Below are 14,791 nucleotides of genomic sequence, written 5' to 3'. Positions count from 1 at the left end.
ATCGCGCGGTTTCTCGGCCTTCGGTCCAGGCCGTGCCTGGTCCGGGGTGCAGGGGGCGGACAGCCCCCTGCTGGGGTGCGGGGCAACGCCCCGCTCCGCGCACGTGCACACCCTCTCAGGGGCAGGCGCAATGCACCTGGGCTGTGCCGACGCAGAAGACGTCCCAGGCCGACTTGCAGCACGTCTTGTCGATCACGCACACGGCGTTCACGCAGGGGTCGCAGAGCGGATCGAGTTTGTCCCCGGGCGTGCACGGGTCGTGCGCGCAGAGCGGCGGGCCCGCGTTGCACCCCTCGTCCACCTGACCGTTGCAGTCGTTGTCGAGGAGATCGCCGCAGACCTCGGCCTGCGGGAAGGCGGAGGGCATACACGCGAGCGCGCCTGCGGCGCACACGACGATCCCTGCCGCGCAGGGGCCGAGCTCGCCGGTGTCGCATGATCCGCCACTGCCGGGGTTGTCCTCGTCGGTCTCGCCGTCGCAGTCGTTGTCGAGCCCGTCGCACACCTCGTCCGTGGGCGCGATCGTCGCGGAGCAGAAAGACTCGCCGCCGTCGCAGCCCGAAACGCCCTCGATGCAGACGCCGAGGAGACCCGTATTGCAGGGGCTGCCGAGACCCGCGATGTCCTCGTCGGCCTTGCCGTCGCAGTCGTCGTCGATGCCGTTGCAGACCTCGGGGATATCACACGCGCTGCCGCCGCTGCCGCCTCCTCCGCTCAGGGGCTCGCTCCCGCCTCCGCTTCCGCCCAGGCTTTCGCCGCTTCCGCTTCCGCCTCCGCCTCCGCTGCCCATGAGGTTTTCGTCCACGCCTTCCGGTGTCGTTCCTCGCGCGCAACCGGAGGCCCCCACGAGGAGCCCCGCTGCAATCATTGCCGCCCATCCCACGAGAACCTGCTCGCCCATCACGCACCCTCCCCAAGTCGGCGCGGGCGGAAGGCCGTCATCGGCCGCCCGCGCCAAGCCATCCGCCCCTCTACGATGCTTCGAAGCACGTAGTGGGGGTCACCAATTGGAATGCGTGAAGAGCCCTTCGAGGGCCAAGGACGGAATCCGACCATGGACGGGCGCTTCGAATACGTGCGCCGCGATCCTCATGGGCCTTCCCGCGCCTTCGTCCCGCGTGTACAACGAGACATGCTTCGAAACGAAATGGGATCGGTGGGGCGATGGGGGCGAGTTCTGGGCGTGATCGGCGCCCTTTCTTTGCTTGCGGCCTGCGGGTCGGGCAATGGCGAGACCGGCAGCGGGGGCAACGGCGCCGGCGGCAGCGGGGGCAACGGCGGCGGTAGCGGCGGCGGGGGCGTCGGCGGAAACGGCGGCGGTAGCGGCGGCGGGGGCGGCAGCGGCGGCTCCGGAGGCTCCGGCGGCTCGGGGACGCCGTCCGGCCTCTTCGAGGCGCCGAACCCCTGGAACAAGGACGTCTCGGCCCTGCCGAAGAACGCGGAGTCGGACGCGATCACGGGCTGGCTCACGGACAATGGCGGCTGGGGCGCGGGCGCGTTCCGGATCGATTTCAGCATCGAGCTGCTCCAGGCCGACGCGAACACCGAGATGCGCACGTTCGAGACCACGAACGATTTCTACGATCCCGATTGCGAGCACGTCCCCTTCCCCGTCCCCGTCGGCGGCGCGATCGAGGGCGAGCAGGGCTACGAGTGCGTCAACGACGGCGATTGCCACCTGCTCGTCGTGCACCAGCCGACGAAGACGCTTTATGAAATGTGGCGGGCGAACATCGTGGGCGGGACGTTCTACGGCGGCTGCGCGGTGACGTGGAACCTGACGAAGTCGTACCCGCCGAACCTGCGCGGCGAGGGCTGCACCTCCGCGGACGCGGGCGGCTTCCCCATCTCGGCGATGTTGTTCTCGGCCGACGAGGTGGCGGCGGGGTCGATCGACCACGCGATCCGTTTCATCCTGCCGAACGCGCGCATTCGCGACAACGTGTACGTGCATCCGGGCACGCACAGCACGGGCCCGACGTCCGGCGGCCCAGACGCGCCGCCCTACGGCGTACGCTTCCGGCTGCGCGCGGATTACCCGCTCGACACGCTGCCGTCCGAGGGCGCCCGCGTCATCGCGCGGGGATTGCAGAAATACGGCATGTTCCTGGCCGACGCGGGCAACATCGCGCTCACGGCGCAGAGCGATCGGTTCACGACCCACAAATGGGACGAGGTCGGCGTGGACTCCTACGCGCTCGCGGACATCCAGCCCTCGGACTTCGAGGTCGTCGACATGGGCGACCCGATTCAGTGGAGCGGAGACTGCGTGCTGAATCCGCCCTGATCGGCGTCAGAGCATCTCCGGAAAAGGGCTCCAGCGGTCCTCGTACCGCAAGACGAACGGGTACGTCTGGAGCTCGTAACGAAAGCCCTGGATGGGCGCGATCGGGACGTCCATCGGCAGCTCCCCCGCGCAGCCATGGGTGAAGATCCAGGTCTCGATGGCCTGCCCCGTCGGAGCGTCCCGCCGCGCGACGCGCGTGAGCCGCGCCCCGGACCAGGTGACGTCGGTGATGAACTTCTGCGTGCCCTGATCGAAGACGTCCCACGTGCGCCGGACGAGCCGGCCCGCGTCGTATTCGAAGTCGACCGACTGGTCGAGCACACCGTCCCCTTTCGTATCGTACTCGACGCGCGCAATGAGCCCGCTTTCGTTCCAGAAAATGCGATCGACATAATCGAGCTGGCCGTCGCCGTCGGCGTCGAAATCACGCCGCGACACGTGCCCCGCCGTGAGGTCGTCATAGGAGTAATCCTCCGTGACGATCTGCTCGCCATTCATGTACACGCTTTCGGCCTTCACGAGCCACTGGCCCGCGTAGGACTGGCGGAAGAAGTATTCCTCCGTGTCATCGGCGTCGTTATCCCGGCCCACTTCGAGGACGAACGGTTCGCCGTCGAAGTACCGGTACCGCGTGACGTTGGAGAGGACGCCGTCCGTCCAGAACTCGTCCCGCTCGGGTTTGCCCGCGGCGTCGAAGAAGAAGCGTGATTCGCTCCGCGTATCGCCCTCGGGCTTCGAGGCGACGTAGGTCGTGCGCACGACGCGATCCTGGTCGTCCCATTCCCAGGTCATCTCACGATGAGGAGCGCCGAGGCGGTCATCCTCGACCGTCTGCGTGACGCGGCGGCCTTTCGCGTCATAGCCACGCTTCACGAGGAAGACCCGCTTGCCCTCCGCCGTCCGCTCGGCGTACTGGAGGACGCGGCCGGCTTCGTCGTAATGGTAGACCGCGCTCATGCGGTCGTCGTCGTCGAGCCGGTAGTCGATCCGGTTCGTGCAAACCGCCCCGGGAACGTCGTCGTTCTCCACGCCCTCCACGGGCGAATCCGTGGTGGCGGGCCCGCCGCAGCCGAGCAAGGTGAGGGCGAGCGGGGAGAAGGCGAGAATGCGGGGGCGAAGCATCCCCCAACTGTACACGAGTCTTGGGGGGCGCCGCGCCGGGGCGCTGCCCCGGGCCCCGCGGGGGCTGTTCGCCCCTCGACCCGAACCAGGGCAAGCCCTGGACCTCTGTGGGAAGAACTGCGCGATGCGCAGTTCTTCCCACAGAGACAGCGTTGCCAATCGAAATGCAGCGCGGCTGCCTTGGTCGGCAGGGTCGTCGCCGGTCTTGATTCGGCCTGTTCGAAGAACTGCGCATCGCGCAGTTCTTCGACCCCGGGTCCAGCGCTTGCGCTGGTCCGGGTCCAGGGGCGGACAGCCCCGGTGGGGCCTGGGGCAACGCCCCAGCGAAACGGCCCCAAGAAGAGACCAATCCTCAGCCTTCGAGCAATTCGAACCGGATCCCAGCAGCCTGGAGCCGCTCGATCAGCGGGTCGCCCATGCCCGCGGCTGGGGTCACGACGCCGACGTGCGGCGGGAGCCGGTCTCGATCGAACGCCAGGCAAAGCGCGCTCTCGGCGATCATCTTCGAGGTCTCGCCATACCCGGGATCTCCGCCGCTCACCCTCGTGAGCACGCGGCGGCTCGAGCTCTGGCCGCGGAACGTCACCTGGAACCAGCTTCGCGCTCGTTTCGCCTCGCTCGGACCCTCGCCGGAGGGGCGGAGTTTCGAGAGCAGCTTGCGCGCCGGGCCGATCTGCGAGAGACCGACGACCGCGCCCATTCCGAGCGTGATGCCTGCGAGCGCCAGGGGGGAAGAAAAGACGAGGTTGTGGCCGTATCGGAAATCGGGGCCGTATACGTCGAGCGCGCGGGCGCTGCGCAGAACGATTTGTGGGTCGATCGACGGCATGGGGCAAGCCCAACCGCCGAGCTCGGGCTCCTTGCGCACGCGCGGGCGGAGCTCCTCGACGACACGGCCGCCGGGCAGCGGCTCCTTGGCCCAGGGGCGCGCCTTGCCGGCGGCAAAGCCCGCGCCGCCCATTTCGTTGAGCGCCGATTGCCATGTGCCGCCCGAGAATGAGCCGATCGTGCGGACGAATCCTTCGAGCGTGATGGGCTCGCCCTTGGGGAGCTTCTGCACCGTGAAAAGCGCGCCGAGGTCGTGCGGGATGCTGTCGAAGCCGCAGCAGTTCACGATACGAACGCCCGCCTTGCGAGCGTCCTCGTGGTGCCGCTCGATCAGGCGGTTCACGAAGCTCGGCTCGCCCGTCAGGTCGACGTAATCGGCGCCCTCGCGGATGCAGGCCTCGACGAGCGGTTCGCCGTAGAGCGCATAAGGCCCCACGGTGGTGAGCACGACCCGCGCGGATCGGGCCATGCGCGCGAGCGAGACGGGGTCATCGGAACTCGCTTCGATCAGCGGGAGATGGGAAGCGTCGGGCAGGACGGACGAGAGCTCGCGCTGCACGCCTTCGAGCTTCTGGGCGCTGCGGCCGGCGAGGGCCCAGCGGAGGGGCGTTTTCCTCGACGTCTCGGCGAGGTAATGGGCGACGAGGCGGCCGGTGAAGCCGGTCGCGCCGAAAAGGACCACGTCGTATTCGCGCTCGGTCGTCATGGGCGGCTCGATACCACGGCGAGCCCTCGGGCAGGAAGGGCCGTGCTAGTCTCTGCCCTCATGAGCATCGAGCAGGCCGGAAAGCTCATCGCCGAGGCGCGGTCGGCCCTGTTCATCACGGGCGCGGGCATCTCGGCAGCGTCGGGGATCCCGACCTACCGCGGCGTGGGCGGGCTCTACGGTGATCGCGTGACCGACGAGGGCATGCGGATCGAAGAGGCGCTCTCCGGCCCGGTCTTCCGCCGCTCGCCGGAGCTCACGTGGAAGTACATCCACCAGATCGAGCAAGCCTGCCGCGGCGCCGCGCCGAACGCCGCGCACCGGGTGCTCGCGCGTATCGAGGAGCGTCTTCCGCGGAGCTGGGTGCTCACACAGAACGTCGACGGCTTCCACCGCGCCGCCGGCTCGCGCAACGTGATCGACATCCACGGCGACATCCACCGGCTGCTCTGCACCGGCTGCACGTTCACCGAGGTCGTCGAGGACTACGCGCACCTGCCCTCCTGCCCGTCCTGCGCGTCGTGTGGCAAGGTGCTGCGGCCCGACGTCGTGCTCTTCGGCGAGATGCTCCCGCGCGCGAAGATCGAGCGGCTGCACCGCGAGCTCGAACGTGGCTTCGACGTCCTCGTCTCGGTGGGCACGTCGAGCCTCTTCCCGTACATCGCCGAGCCCATGCTCGACGCGGCGAGGCGCGGCGTCCCCACCATCGAGGTGAACCCCGAGCCGACGGTCGTCTCGCGCGCGGTCGCGCTGCGCCTGTCGATGGGCGCCGTCGAGGCGCTCGAAGGGATCTGGCGGGTCGTCGAGAGCAAGCCGGCCCGCACGTGATCAAGGTCGCCTGAGGCGCATCCGCATCGGCCTCCTGTCCTCGATCGAGGACCCGACCCCTCAGCCTCCTCGCACATCCAGGATGCCCAAATGCTGGCACATCGGTTGCCTGGCGCGCCGCGCTCGCCAAGAATCGCGCGAGTCTTTGGGCACCGCATTTCGGTGCCGCGCTTGTGAGGAGAAGACATGCGGAACGTGAAGCAGATCCTGGTCGCTTTGGGGCTCGTGGCGCTTTTGGCCGGCTGCAGCGACGGCGGTAACGAAAACACGGGCGGCGCAGGCGGCGACGGCGGCGCAGGCGGCAGCGGCGGCGCGGGCGGCAGCGGCGGCGCGGGCGGCAGCGGCGGCGCGGGCGGCGGCGAGGATCTGGAGGCCCTCTACAAGGCCGCCGTCGTCGACGCCTCCGTCCCGGAGGCGGACGAGATCTCCGACAAGCTGACGGAGATCCGCCCGGACAACGCCGAGCTCGTCCTCGATGCGAACGGCCGGGTGAAGATGGTCACCTGGACCTCGTACGCGGGCTACGACGCGCTCGTCGGCATGGAGACGACGCTCCCCGTGGAAGTGTGGGTCACGGCGGCGCCGAAGCTCGCGGACTTCTGCAAGGCGACGGGCCTCAAAGGCGCCGAGCTCGACCTCCGGCTGGAGCAGCTCCTCGGCCTTCCGCCCGGGAACGGCAAGACCCGCGTCGTCGAGCTCTGGGTCCCGATGAACGGCATGTTCCGGCCCTCGCCCGATCTCGAGATCGACGACAACGTCGCCCAGCTCGACTTCCCCGCCGGCACGCCGCAAACGCACATCGACTGGATCACCAACCTGCGAATGACCTCGTACGGCGACCCCGGGTATCCCTGGACGCAGCTCGGCTACACGTACGACTGGGTCCCAGGCGGGACCGAGGTCGGCCTGAGCGAGTTCGTCATCAGCAAGGGAACGATGGTCGCAGTGGCCGCAGTGACAGGCCAGGAAGAGTACTGCGCGGAGTAGTCGCAGAGGCGTCTCGCTGGGGCGTTGCCCCAGGCCCCACCAGGGGCTATCCGCCCCTGGACCCGGACCAGCGCAAGCGCTGGACCCGGGGTCGATGAACTGCGCGATGCGCAGTTCATCGAACAGGCCGAGTCAAGACCGGCGAAGGCCCTGCCAATCGAGACAGCCACGCTGCCCTTTCGACTGGCAACGCCGTCCCAACGGGCCCGTTGGAAGAACTGCGCATCGCGCAGTTCTTCCACCCTCGGTCCAGGCCGTGCCTGGTCCGGGTCGAGGGGCGGACAGCCCCCGCGGGGTCCGGGGCAGAGCCCCGGCGCGACGTCCCCAAGCGACGCGCTAACCCCACGTCCGCCACAGGAACAGCCCCACCACGATCACCACGAGCCCGACCGCGATGCCCCAGACGAGGCGCGCTTGGCTCTCCTCGCCTCGCTTTGGCGCGGCCCGCGTGCTTCGTGGACCGACCACCTCGATCTCCCGCCGCCCTGGTTTGTCCCCTGCCCCTGGCGGTAGATCCTTCTTCTCCCCGAGCACACGCAGCCACTCGGCGAGTGCGCCGATCTCGCGCGTGATCTGGTCGAGCTGCGTCTCCGTGTTGTCCGCGATCGTCCGCAGCACGGCTGGCTCTGCCTCGCCTCGCTGCTCCTGCGCCTCGCGCAGGATCGCGCCCAGGAGCGACAGCCGCTCCAGCACCTCGCGCATCGGGGTCATCTTGTCGCGCAGGCTCGTCACCTTCCGGGCGAGACCGTCGATGCGCCCGAGCGCGTCTTCCAGGTCGCGCAGCCGCTCCTGCTGGTAGGACGCGACGAACGCTTCCAGCGCCTTGCGCATGTCGTTCGCCGCGGAAAACCGCTCCTCCGCCTCGAACGCGAGTGCCTTGACGAGCACGTGGTAGAGCCCCTCCGGCATGTACGCCGGCCGCGCGGGCGGCTCGTACAGGAGCTTCGCGCGCCGCTCGATGATCTCGTGCACGCGCCCGTCGGTCGCCGCCGGGTACGGCACCGAACCCGTCGCGAGCTCCCATAGAACCGACCCGATCGCGTGCAGATCCGACGCGCCGCCGACCTTCTCGCCCGTCGACTGCTCCGGGCTCATGTACGCGGCCGTCCCCGCGGTGCCGGGCATGCCCACGAGCGACAGCGAGTCGCTCTCGCCCTGCACCTGATCGAAGGCCCAGAGGCCGAGGTCGGTGATCTTGACGTCGTAGCCTTCGCGCTCGGGCACGTACCGGACGAAGATGTTCGCGGGCGTCAGATCGCGGTGCACGATGCGGTGGAAGTGCATCTTCGCCACGCCGCGCAGCATGGCGATGCCGATGCGGGCCACCTGCGCGGGCGGCAAGCGGCGCTCGATTGCGGGCAGCGCGGCCACGACCTCGGCGAGCGTCTGCCAGGGGACGTACTCGAGCGCGAGGTAGGCCGGCGCGACGTCGTCGAAGCCGAGGACGTCCACGAAAAACTGCTTGTGCTGCGCGAGCATCTGCGCCGCGGCGACCTCGCGGCGGAACATCTCCTTGAGCGACGCTTCGAGCTCCGGGGCCCCCTTCTGGATGACCTTCACCGCCACCCACGGCCGATCCTTCGAGGCCTGATCGTAGGCCCGGAACACCGCGCCCATGCCGCCGCGGCCGAGCAGCTCGACGAAGAGAAAACGGCCACGCAGGACGTACGGCATCGCGGCCCAGCCCTCGACGGGGCGCGGACGCTCGCAGGCGCAGGAGAGCTGCGAGCCATCGGTAAACGTCCGCCAGCACTCGTCGCAGACGAAGAGCAGCGGCGCGGCGGCGGCTGGGGTTGCCGTGACGGAGGGTGGCGGGCCGTCGTAAATGTGGGCGACGCCGGGGAGGGCCTCGTTGCGGAAGAAGGGCGACGACGGGGAGCGGGTCCCGAGGGGCCGGGCGCGCATCGTGGGCGCGGGGCGGCTCGGAGGTGGCGTCACCACCGCGGCGCCGCCCTCGTCCGCCGGCTTTCGATCGTCCTCGCCCTTGTCGGTCGTCACGGGTAGAGCGCCTCGCGGAGGCGAGTATCTCTTGCCCTTCGACAGAAAGGAAGCTCAGGGGCGCGCGAGCCGGAACGACCGATCGTATGCGGAGAGCGGCGGATACGTGATCGGCGCCGTCGTGTCCCAGGCGAGCAGGCGCTCTCGGTAGGCGATCAGCGTGCGCAGGCGATCTTCCTGGGTGCTACGCGCCGGCGCCCACGCGACGAAGGACGGCAGCACGTCGAAGCCCACGTAGCGAAAGACGCCTTGATTGACCGGCGCGAGCAGCATGTTCATGTCGCCGGCGAGGCCTGTCTCCTCGTACATCGTCGCGGGCCCGCCCGTGGTGACGGAGGCCATCGCGCGCTTGCCGCGCATCGTCCCGTGATCGTACCAGCGACCCGCGCCGTAGACGCGCTGGAAGGCGAACACGCGATCCACCCAGCCCTTCAGGATCGCGGGCATCGAGAACCACCACATCGGGAACTGGAAGATCAGCGCATCGCAGGCGAAGAGCTTTTCCATTTCGGCCTGCACCGCGGGTGCGAAGCCGTTCGTCTCGACCGCGTGGGCCTCTTCGATCTGCTGCTTGAAGACGTCGGGGTCTTTGCGGCTCGTGAAGTTGTGCGGTCCCGAGACGGGATTCCAGCCCATCGCGTAGAGATCCGACACGACGACCTCGTGCCCCCCGCCCTCGAACGTCTCGACGGCGAGGCGCGTCATCGCGGCGTTGAAGCTCTTCGGCTCCGGGTGCGCGTGAACGATGAACACCTTCATGGCGTGGCGCTCCTTCAAGAAAGACGGCGACCCCCCCCGGGGGCGCCACCTGCATCGTATCAGCGGAAGAAGTCGAAGCTCGTCCCGACCCCTCTTTCGCGCGCGGCCGTATGCACGACCCGCGCGAGCGCGACGTCTTGCACGGCGAGCCCCGTCGAATCGAACACCGTGATCCGCGCGCCCTCGCGTCCGGGGCGCTTGCCCGCCAGAACCTCGCCGAGCGTCGCGTGGATCTGCTCGCGGCGGAGCAAGCCCGTTTCCAGAGGGACGTTCACCTCGCCGCTGTGCGTGGCCTGCTCCCAGTCGTCGATGACGACGCGGCCCTCGACGAGGATCGCAGGATCGAGCTCCTGCTTGCCGTGCGCATCCGCGCCGATGGCATTTACATGCGCGCCGTCCTTCACCCAGGCGCGCTTCACGACGGGCGCGCGCGCCGGCGTCGAGGCGTTCACCACGTCGCAGCCCGAGGCCTCTTCGATGGACACGACGCGACCGCGTGCCTCCTCGGCGAAGGCGCGCGCGGCGTGCTCGGAGACGTCGGCGCAGAGGACCTCGAACGTGTCGCCGTAGACCGCGCGATGCGCCTCGAGCAGCGTGCGCGCCTGCACGCCGCAGCCGACGAACCCCACGGTCCTCGGCGGGCGCGATGCGAGGTGCTTCGAGGCGATCGCGGCGGCGGCGCCGGTGCGCACGGCCGTGAGGAGCGTGGCATCCATCACGGCGAGGGGCAGCGCGGTCGCGGGATCGGTGAGGATGTACATGCCCATGACCGAGGGCAGATCGAAGCGCGCGGGGTTTTCCGGGTGGGAGTTCACCCACTTGACGCCCGCGGCGCCGTCCACGTACGCGGGCATGGCGCGCAGATCGCCGTGGTAGGCGTCGAGCTCGAGGTAGACCTTCGGCGGCATGAGCGCGCGGCCTTCGCCATGCGCGGCGAAGGCGGCCTCGACCGCGGCGATGGCGGCATCCATCGAGAGGAGCGAACGGACGTCGGAGCGAGAGAGCAGGATGGTTGCGTGCGGAGGCATGGGCAGGCGGGCGGTATAGATCAGCGCGTGGCCTGCTTCCATCTCGCGGCGTGGATCAAGGGGCTGGCTTGGCAGCGCGCGAGGCGCGGAGGTTTGCGAGAGCCCCGCCCCAGGCAACAAGCTGTTCCAGCATGCCGTGGTCCGTCCGGGCGCATCTAAAACGAGAAGACTTTGTCGAGGCGCAACAGCCGGAAGATCGCGCGCGGCTGCCCATCCAGCCCTACGAGCCGCACCTCGCCGCCCTTGGCGCGCACCTGCTTGTGCAGCAAGACGATGACGCCCACGCCGACGCTATCGATCGAGGTCAGCATCGACAGCTCGAGCGTGACGTTCCACCGATTCGCGGCGCAGAGCTCGTCGACCAACGTCCTGAACTCCGGCGCGGTCGTCTCGTCGAGGGTGCCCTCGACCGTTATCGTCGTTTCGTCATCGTTATCGGTTCGTGTGTACTTCATTGGATCTCACCACGCCAAAGCCTCGATCCCTGCTCGTACCTACCACCTTCTCGACCATTGAACCAGAAGGTCATCGTGCGGCCCGTCGTCCGTTCGTGTGACCGGCTTGGTCTTTGCCGCGGAGGGTCTCAAACGCATTTCCGGTCGCGCGCGAAAAGCTCGCTCCGGCGCCGGAGCCCTGCGCGGTGAAGACCCCGGAGAAGACGCTCGCCACCCTCGCCTCCGCTGCCCCCAACGTCCCAACCCCGTCGCGTCACCGTCTCCCACGGCCGATCGAACCTTCGAACACCCGCGCGTCACCGTCTCCCGCGCCGGTTCGAGCCCTCGAACGCCTTCGCGTCACCGTCCCCTCCAGCCCTCCGAACGTTCGATCACCGCCGCGTCACGCTCTCCTCGGACTCTCCAAGCCTTCGATCACCCACGCGTCACCGTCACCTACGGCCGTCCAAACCTTCGAACACCCACGCGTCACGTTCTCGCGCCCCTCTTCGAACGTTCCGACACCCTCGCGCGCCCGAAACCTGCTTCCCCTGAATGGATCTTTCTTCCGGGCGTTCAACGGCCACCGCGACGTTGCATCGCCACGACGGGTGGACAGGGCCATGGGCGTGGTTCGAGCCGCCTTCCCGCAGGATCGGGAGCTGCAAGATGTGATGTTCCCGCTCCCGGCGGCCGTCGCGACGAAGAGCGATGACACCCCCGTCGAGGAAGCCGAATCCGTGACGTCGGTCCTTCCGGCGGAGGGTTGAGGGGGCGAAAGCAGAAGCGGAGGCGGAAGCGGAGGCGGAGGCGGAGGCGGAAGCGGAGGCGGAGGCGGAGGCGGAGGCGCTTGCGCGTGCGCGTGTGCGTGCGCTTGCGCTTGCGGAGGCGGAGGCGGAGGCGCTTGCCGCAAATCCGTTCGCGTTCGTAGCGACATGCCAGGCAGGCATAGGCAATCGCCATCCGTGATCAGGTGCATACAGTAAGGGGAGCCTTCGGGGGTCTGCCCGCTCCGTAAAAAAGAGCTCACCAACCCCTCGTGTCCAGCGCTGCGCTGTGGACGTCCGTTCGCCAGCACCCAATGGTGATAGTGCCTGCCTCAGCGTGGCTGGCAGCCGGCGCGATGGCGTGCCCGAATAGCTGCTTGTTACGTGGAGGTGGACAAAGGGGGGTGTGCAGATGACGTACTGGAAGAAGCTCGTGGTGATGTTCACTTCGTCGATGTCGGTGGCGCTCCTCAGCGCAGCGTGCATGGCGGAGGTGGGGGACGACCCCACAGCGACGCTGGACCCGTCAGCACCGGCGGAGACGACTGCAGAAGCGGAGGACGAGCTTGCCGTCCAGTCCAGGGCAACTTGCGAGCAGAACTGCTGGATCAAGTATCAAAAGTGCCTGAACCAAGGTTACCCTCGCGGGATTTGCAGAAAGAATTACCGTCAATGCATGAGTGACTGCAGACTGCGTTACCGAAGGTGAGGTTGCTGCCAGGCGGCCCGTGGGTGCTGTTCACGCCCACGGGCCGCGGGTTTCAGGCGCGTGCGCAGGCGGATTCAGGCGAGCGCGAGCGTCTTCAGGTGCTCCCGGGCGAGCTGCAGGCGGGCGTAGGCGGTCTTCGTCTTGATGCCGAGCGCTTCGGCAATCTCCCGGATCGAACGGCCTTCCAGGTAAGGCACCACGACCGCACGGATGCGCGGGCCGATCCTCAAGAGGAATCGCTTCAGCCGGAAGAGCGCGTACGTCGCCAGCACGAGCGCCTCCGTCGACTCCGCTTCGTCTTCCCGCTCGGGACCTTCCTCCGCGAATCCCGTGAAGACCTCTCGCTCATGACGCGCGAGCTTTCGATAATTGCCCGCACGGTTGAGCCCGATCACCACCAGCCACGGCCGGGCCTGCTCCGGCGTGACCAGACATTCGAGGCGGCGCCACGCCGTGACGAAGACCTCCTGGACGACATCGTCCACGTCACGGGGAGGGATGGCCTGCTTGAGAAGCAGGCGGCGAAGGAAATCGCGGTGTTCGAGGTAAAGGCGCCCAAGCAGGGCGTGCGCCGCCGTAAAGTTTGCCGGCGGCGGATGGAGCGGTATCGTTGCCATACTCATGACTCCGGTTCGTGCGGGGTTGTGGGGAGACGCCGGTCGGTGTTAGGTGCGCCGGCTGGCGTCGCTTGCTTTGTCTCATGGATTGCGGCCCGAGGCAATGGCAAAAGAGCGGATTGGTTCGTCGGCGGAGAAGCCACGATCCGCCGCGAATGGGGCGAGGGGCGTTGGAATGGGAGCTGTGATCCTGCGCGGGTGAGAGTCCCTCACCCCCAACCCCTCTCCCGTCCCGGGAGAGGGGCGAGGGAGGCTTCTCCTACGAAGCGCGGCGGTAGACGAGGCGGCTCAGGGTGGCGATGACGTGGTTCATGCGATCGAGCGTGCTGGGATTGACCTTTTCGATGAGCCGCATGGCTTGGGCGACCTGAACGCACGCCAGCACCTCACGGGCGGAGCCGAGGGCAGTGGAGTAGCGCTGCCGTTTGTGCCCCTGGAGGCTGCCCATGCCTTCCGCGACATTGAGCGCCACGCTCTGCATGGCCCGCCGCATCTGACGAGCCAAATCTCGATCTTTCCGTTCGATTCGCTCTGCGATGAGCCCTGCGTCTCCTGCCATGGCCAAAACGACATCGTAAATCCTGAGCATTGACGAACCCTCCGCCCGACGACCCTTTCGCCGGGACCCCCGTCCCACACCGTCGCGCGCAGGCCTCTTCAAGGCTGCGCAGCACCGCGCGGACCCGCCCGCAGCGCGAAGCGCGAGGACGGGGAGCACGGCTTGGCCTTGAAGAGGCCGAGCACGACGGTACGATCGCCGTCCCCGAGCGGGATCCCTGCAAACCCGTCCCACTCGCGTTTGCGTTTGCGTTTGCGTTTGCGTTTGCGCCTCCGCCTCCGCCTCCGCCCCCGCCTCCGCCTCCGCCTCCGCCCCCGCCCCCGCCCCCGCTCCCGACAAGCTCCTTGCCCCGCATCCCCGACTTACAACAAATCCCCCGCGCACTCGGTCGAAAGAGGCAGCTCGACACAGAATGTCGACCCCCGGCCGACCTCGCTCGACAAACGAATTCGGCCCCCGTGCGCCTCGACGATGGTACGGGTGATGTAAAGCCCGAGCCCGAGCCCCCCGTAATGCTTCGACGACACGCCGCGGCGAAATCGTTCGAAGAGCTGCGCCTGCACTTCGGCCGGGATCCCGATCCCGCGATCCGTCACCGACAGCCGCGCGACCCCCTCCTCCCGGGTGATGGCGATGTCGATCGGCTGCCGTTCCCCGAACTTGATCGCGTTGGTGAGGAGGTTGGTCACGACCTGCTCCAGGCGGTGCGGGTCCCACCAGCCGATGACCGCCTGCTCCGCGCGCACGGCGAGCGCGCAGCCTGACTGCGCGATCTGATCGCCGAGGTGGGCGACGACCTCATCGACGAGCGCGCGCAGCTCGACGGGCACTGTGTGCAGCTCGAGCCTCCCCGCCTGGATCCGGGAGACGTCGAGGAGCATATCGACGAGGTCGCCGAGGCGCTTGACCTGGCGGCCAGAGAGGGCGACCGCGGAGCGCACGCGCTCGACGTCCATGCCCCGCGCGAGCCTTTGCCCCAGCGATTGAATGGCGAGCTGCAGACTGGTGAGCGGGGTGCGGAGCTCGTGCGAGGCGATCGAAAGGAAATCGTCCCGCAGGTGCACGGCCTCCTCCGCTGCCGTGCGCGCGCGCCGCTCGTCGAGGAGGAGCTGATCGCGCTGCTCTTCGGCGCGCACGCGCGCGGTGATGTCGCGGAAGCTCC

The 14,791-nt window shown here is 68.4% G+C and carries 14 protein-coding genes; 4 read left to right on the top strand and 10 right to left on the bottom strand.

The annotated features are described in order from the left end of the window. Positions 1-115: 115 nt before the first annotated feature. The gene (locus tag KEG38_RS53850; RefSeq protein WP_272428923.1) at positions 116-901 is read right to left on the bottom strand and encodes a MopE-related protein; all 786 of its coding nucleotides are present in this window, start codon (positions 899-901) and stop codon (positions 116-118) included. Positions 902-1,132: 231 nt separating this feature from the next. On the opposite strand from KEG38_RS53850, the gene KEG38_RS53845 reads away from it, so the two are divergent. Then, a complete protein-coding gene (locus tag KEG38_RS53845) occupies positions 1,133-2,287 on the top strand; it encodes a hypothetical protein (protein WP_272428921.1) in 1,155 nt (384 codons plus the stop codon). A 6-nt stretch (positions 2,288-2,293) separates the two neighbouring features. Here the strand turns inward: KEG38_RS53845 and KEG38_RS53840 are convergent, their stop codons facing one another. Beyond that, positions 2,294-3,409, bottom strand: a complete 1,116-nt coding sequence (locus tag KEG38_RS53840) for a hypothetical protein (protein ID WP_272428919.1) — start codon at positions 3,407-3,409, stop codon at positions 2,294-2,296. A gap of 352 nt (positions 3,410-3,761) precedes the next feature. After that, positions 3,762-4,943 carry a saccharopine dehydrogenase family protein gene (locus KEG38_RS53835; RefSeq protein ID WP_272428918.1) on the bottom strand — a complete coding sequence of 394 codons (1,182 nt, stop codon included), beginning with the start codon at positions 4,941-4,943 and terminating at the stop codon, positions 3,762-3,764. 60 nt (positions 4,944-5,003) lie between these two features. Between KEG38_RS53835 and KEG38_RS53830 the strand changes: the two genes are divergently transcribed. Beyond that, on the top strand, positions 5,004-5,771 hold the full coding sequence (locus KEG38_RS53830; RefSeq protein ID WP_272428917.1) for an NAD-dependent deacylase: 768 nt from the start codon (positions 5,004-5,006) through the stop codon (positions 5,769-5,771). 186 nt (positions 5,772-5,957) lie between these two features. After that, positions 5,958-6,758: a hypothetical protein gene (locus KEG38_RS53825; protein WP_272428916.1), complete on the top strand. Its 801-nt coding sequence runs from the start codon at positions 5,958-5,960 to the stop codon at positions 6,756-6,758. Between the two features lie 336 nt (positions 6,759-7,094). Here the strand turns inward: KEG38_RS53825 and KEG38_RS53820 are convergent, their stop codons facing one another. From KEG38_RS53820 to KEG38_RS53805, 4 genes are all read right to left on the bottom strand, one after another. After that, complete coding sequence (locus KEG38_RS53820) at positions 7,095-8,756, bottom strand: protein kinase domain-containing protein (RefSeq protein WP_272428915.1); 1,662 nt, start codon at positions 8,754-8,756, stop codon at positions 7,095-7,097. A gap of 54 nt (positions 8,757-8,810) precedes the next feature. Continuing rightward, complete coding sequence (locus KEG38_RS53815) at positions 8,811-9,515, bottom strand: NAD(P)H-dependent oxidoreductase (RefSeq protein WP_272428914.1); 705 nt, start codon at positions 9,513-9,515, stop codon at positions 8,811-8,813. 59 nt (positions 9,516-9,574) lie between these two features. Further along, positions 9,575-10,543, bottom strand: coding sequence for a Rossmann-fold NAD(P)-binding domain-containing protein (locus KEG38_RS53810; RefSeq protein ID WP_272428913.1), 969 nt, complete (start codon positions 10,541-10,543; stop codon positions 9,575-9,577). A 155-nt stretch (positions 10,544-10,698) separates the two neighbouring features. Continuing rightward, positions 10,699-10,998 carry an STAS domain-containing protein gene (locus tag KEG38_RS53805; RefSeq protein WP_272428912.1) on the bottom strand — a complete coding sequence of 100 codons (300 nt, stop codon included), beginning with the start codon at positions 10,996-10,998 and terminating at the stop codon, positions 10,699-10,701. Positions 10,999-11,600: 602 nt separating this feature from the next. On the opposite strand from KEG38_RS53805, the gene KEG38_RS53800 reads away from it, so the two are divergent. Continuing rightward, positions 11,601-11,747: a hypothetical protein gene (locus tag KEG38_RS53800; RefSeq protein ID WP_272428910.1), complete on the top strand. Its 147-nt coding sequence runs from the start codon at positions 11,601-11,603 to the stop codon at positions 11,745-11,747. Positions 11,748-12,527: 780 nt separating this feature from the next. Here KEG38_RS53800 and KEG38_RS53795 read toward each other — a convergent pair. The 3 genes from KEG38_RS53795 to KEG38_RS53785 all read right to left on the bottom strand — a co-directional run. Then, on the bottom strand, positions 12,528-13,070 hold the full coding sequence (locus tag KEG38_RS53795; protein ID WP_272428909.1) for an RNA polymerase sigma factor: 543 nt from the start codon (positions 13,068-13,070) through the stop codon (positions 12,528-12,530). 259 nt (positions 13,071-13,329) lie between these two features. Next, the gene (locus tag KEG38_RS53790; protein WP_272428925.1) at positions 13,330-13,629 is read right to left on the bottom strand and encodes a four helix bundle protein; all 300 of its coding nucleotides are present in this window, start codon (positions 13,627-13,629) and stop codon (positions 13,330-13,332) included. 362 nt (positions 13,630-13,991) lie between these two features. Further along, a partial coding sequence (locus KEG38_RS53785) for a sensor histidine kinase (protein ID WP_272428908.1) occupies positions 13,992-14,791 on the bottom strand: 800 nt, incomplete at its 5' end.

This window comes from Polyangium jinanense (assembly GCF_028435265.1).
Taxonomy (GTDB): Bacteria; Myxococcota_A; Polyangia; order Polyangiales; family Polyangiaceae; genus Polyangium; species Polyangium jinanense.
Note: the sequence above shows the minus strand (reverse complement) of the source record. Positions and strands in the feature narration are given on the sequence as shown.

Coding starts and splice junctions, on each gene's coding strand:
- KEG38_RS53850 (WP_272428923.1), bottom strand. CDS start 901: ATGGGCGAGCAGGTTCTCGTGGGATGGGCGGCAATGATTGCAGCGGGG.
- KEG38_RS53845 (WP_272428921.1), top strand. CDS start 1,133: ATGCTTCGAAACGAAATGGGATCGGTGGGGCGATGGGGGCGAGTTCTG.
- KEG38_RS53840 (WP_272428919.1), bottom strand. CDS start 3,409: ATGCTTCGCCCCCGCATTCTCGCCTTCTCCCCGCTCGCCCTCACCTTG.
- KEG38_RS53835 (WP_272428918.1), bottom strand. CDS start 4,943: ATGACGACCGAGCGCGAATACGACGTGGTCCTTTTCGGCGCGACCGGC.
- KEG38_RS53830 (WP_272428917.1), top strand. CDS start 5,004: ATGAGCATCGAGCAGGCCGGAAAGCTCATCGCCGAGGCGCGGTCGGCC.
- KEG38_RS53825 (WP_272428916.1), top strand. CDS start 5,958: ATGCGGAACGTGAAGCAGATCCTGGTCGCTTTGGGGCTCGTGGCGCTT.
- KEG38_RS53815 (WP_272428914.1), bottom strand. CDS start 9,515: ATGAAGGTGTTCATCGTTCACGCGCACCCGGAGCCGAAGAGCTTCAAC.
- KEG38_RS53810 (WP_272428913.1), bottom strand. CDS start 10,543: ATGCCTCCGCACGCAACCATCCTGCTCTCTCGCTCCGACGTCCGTTCG.
- KEG38_RS53805 (WP_272428912.1), bottom strand. CDS start 10,998: ATGAAGTACACACGAACCGATAACGATGACGAAACGACGATAACGGTC.
- KEG38_RS53800 (WP_272428910.1), top strand. CDS start 11,601: ATGGGCGTGGTTCGAGCCGCCTTCCCGCAGGATCGGGAGCTGCAAGAT.
- KEG38_RS53795 (WP_272428909.1), bottom strand. CDS start 13,070: ATGGCAACGATACCGCTCCATCCGCCGCCGGCAAACTTTACGGCGGCG.
- KEG38_RS53790 (WP_272428925.1), bottom strand. CDS start 13,629: ATGGCAGGAGACGCAGGGCTCATCGCAGAGCGAATCGAACGGAAAGAT.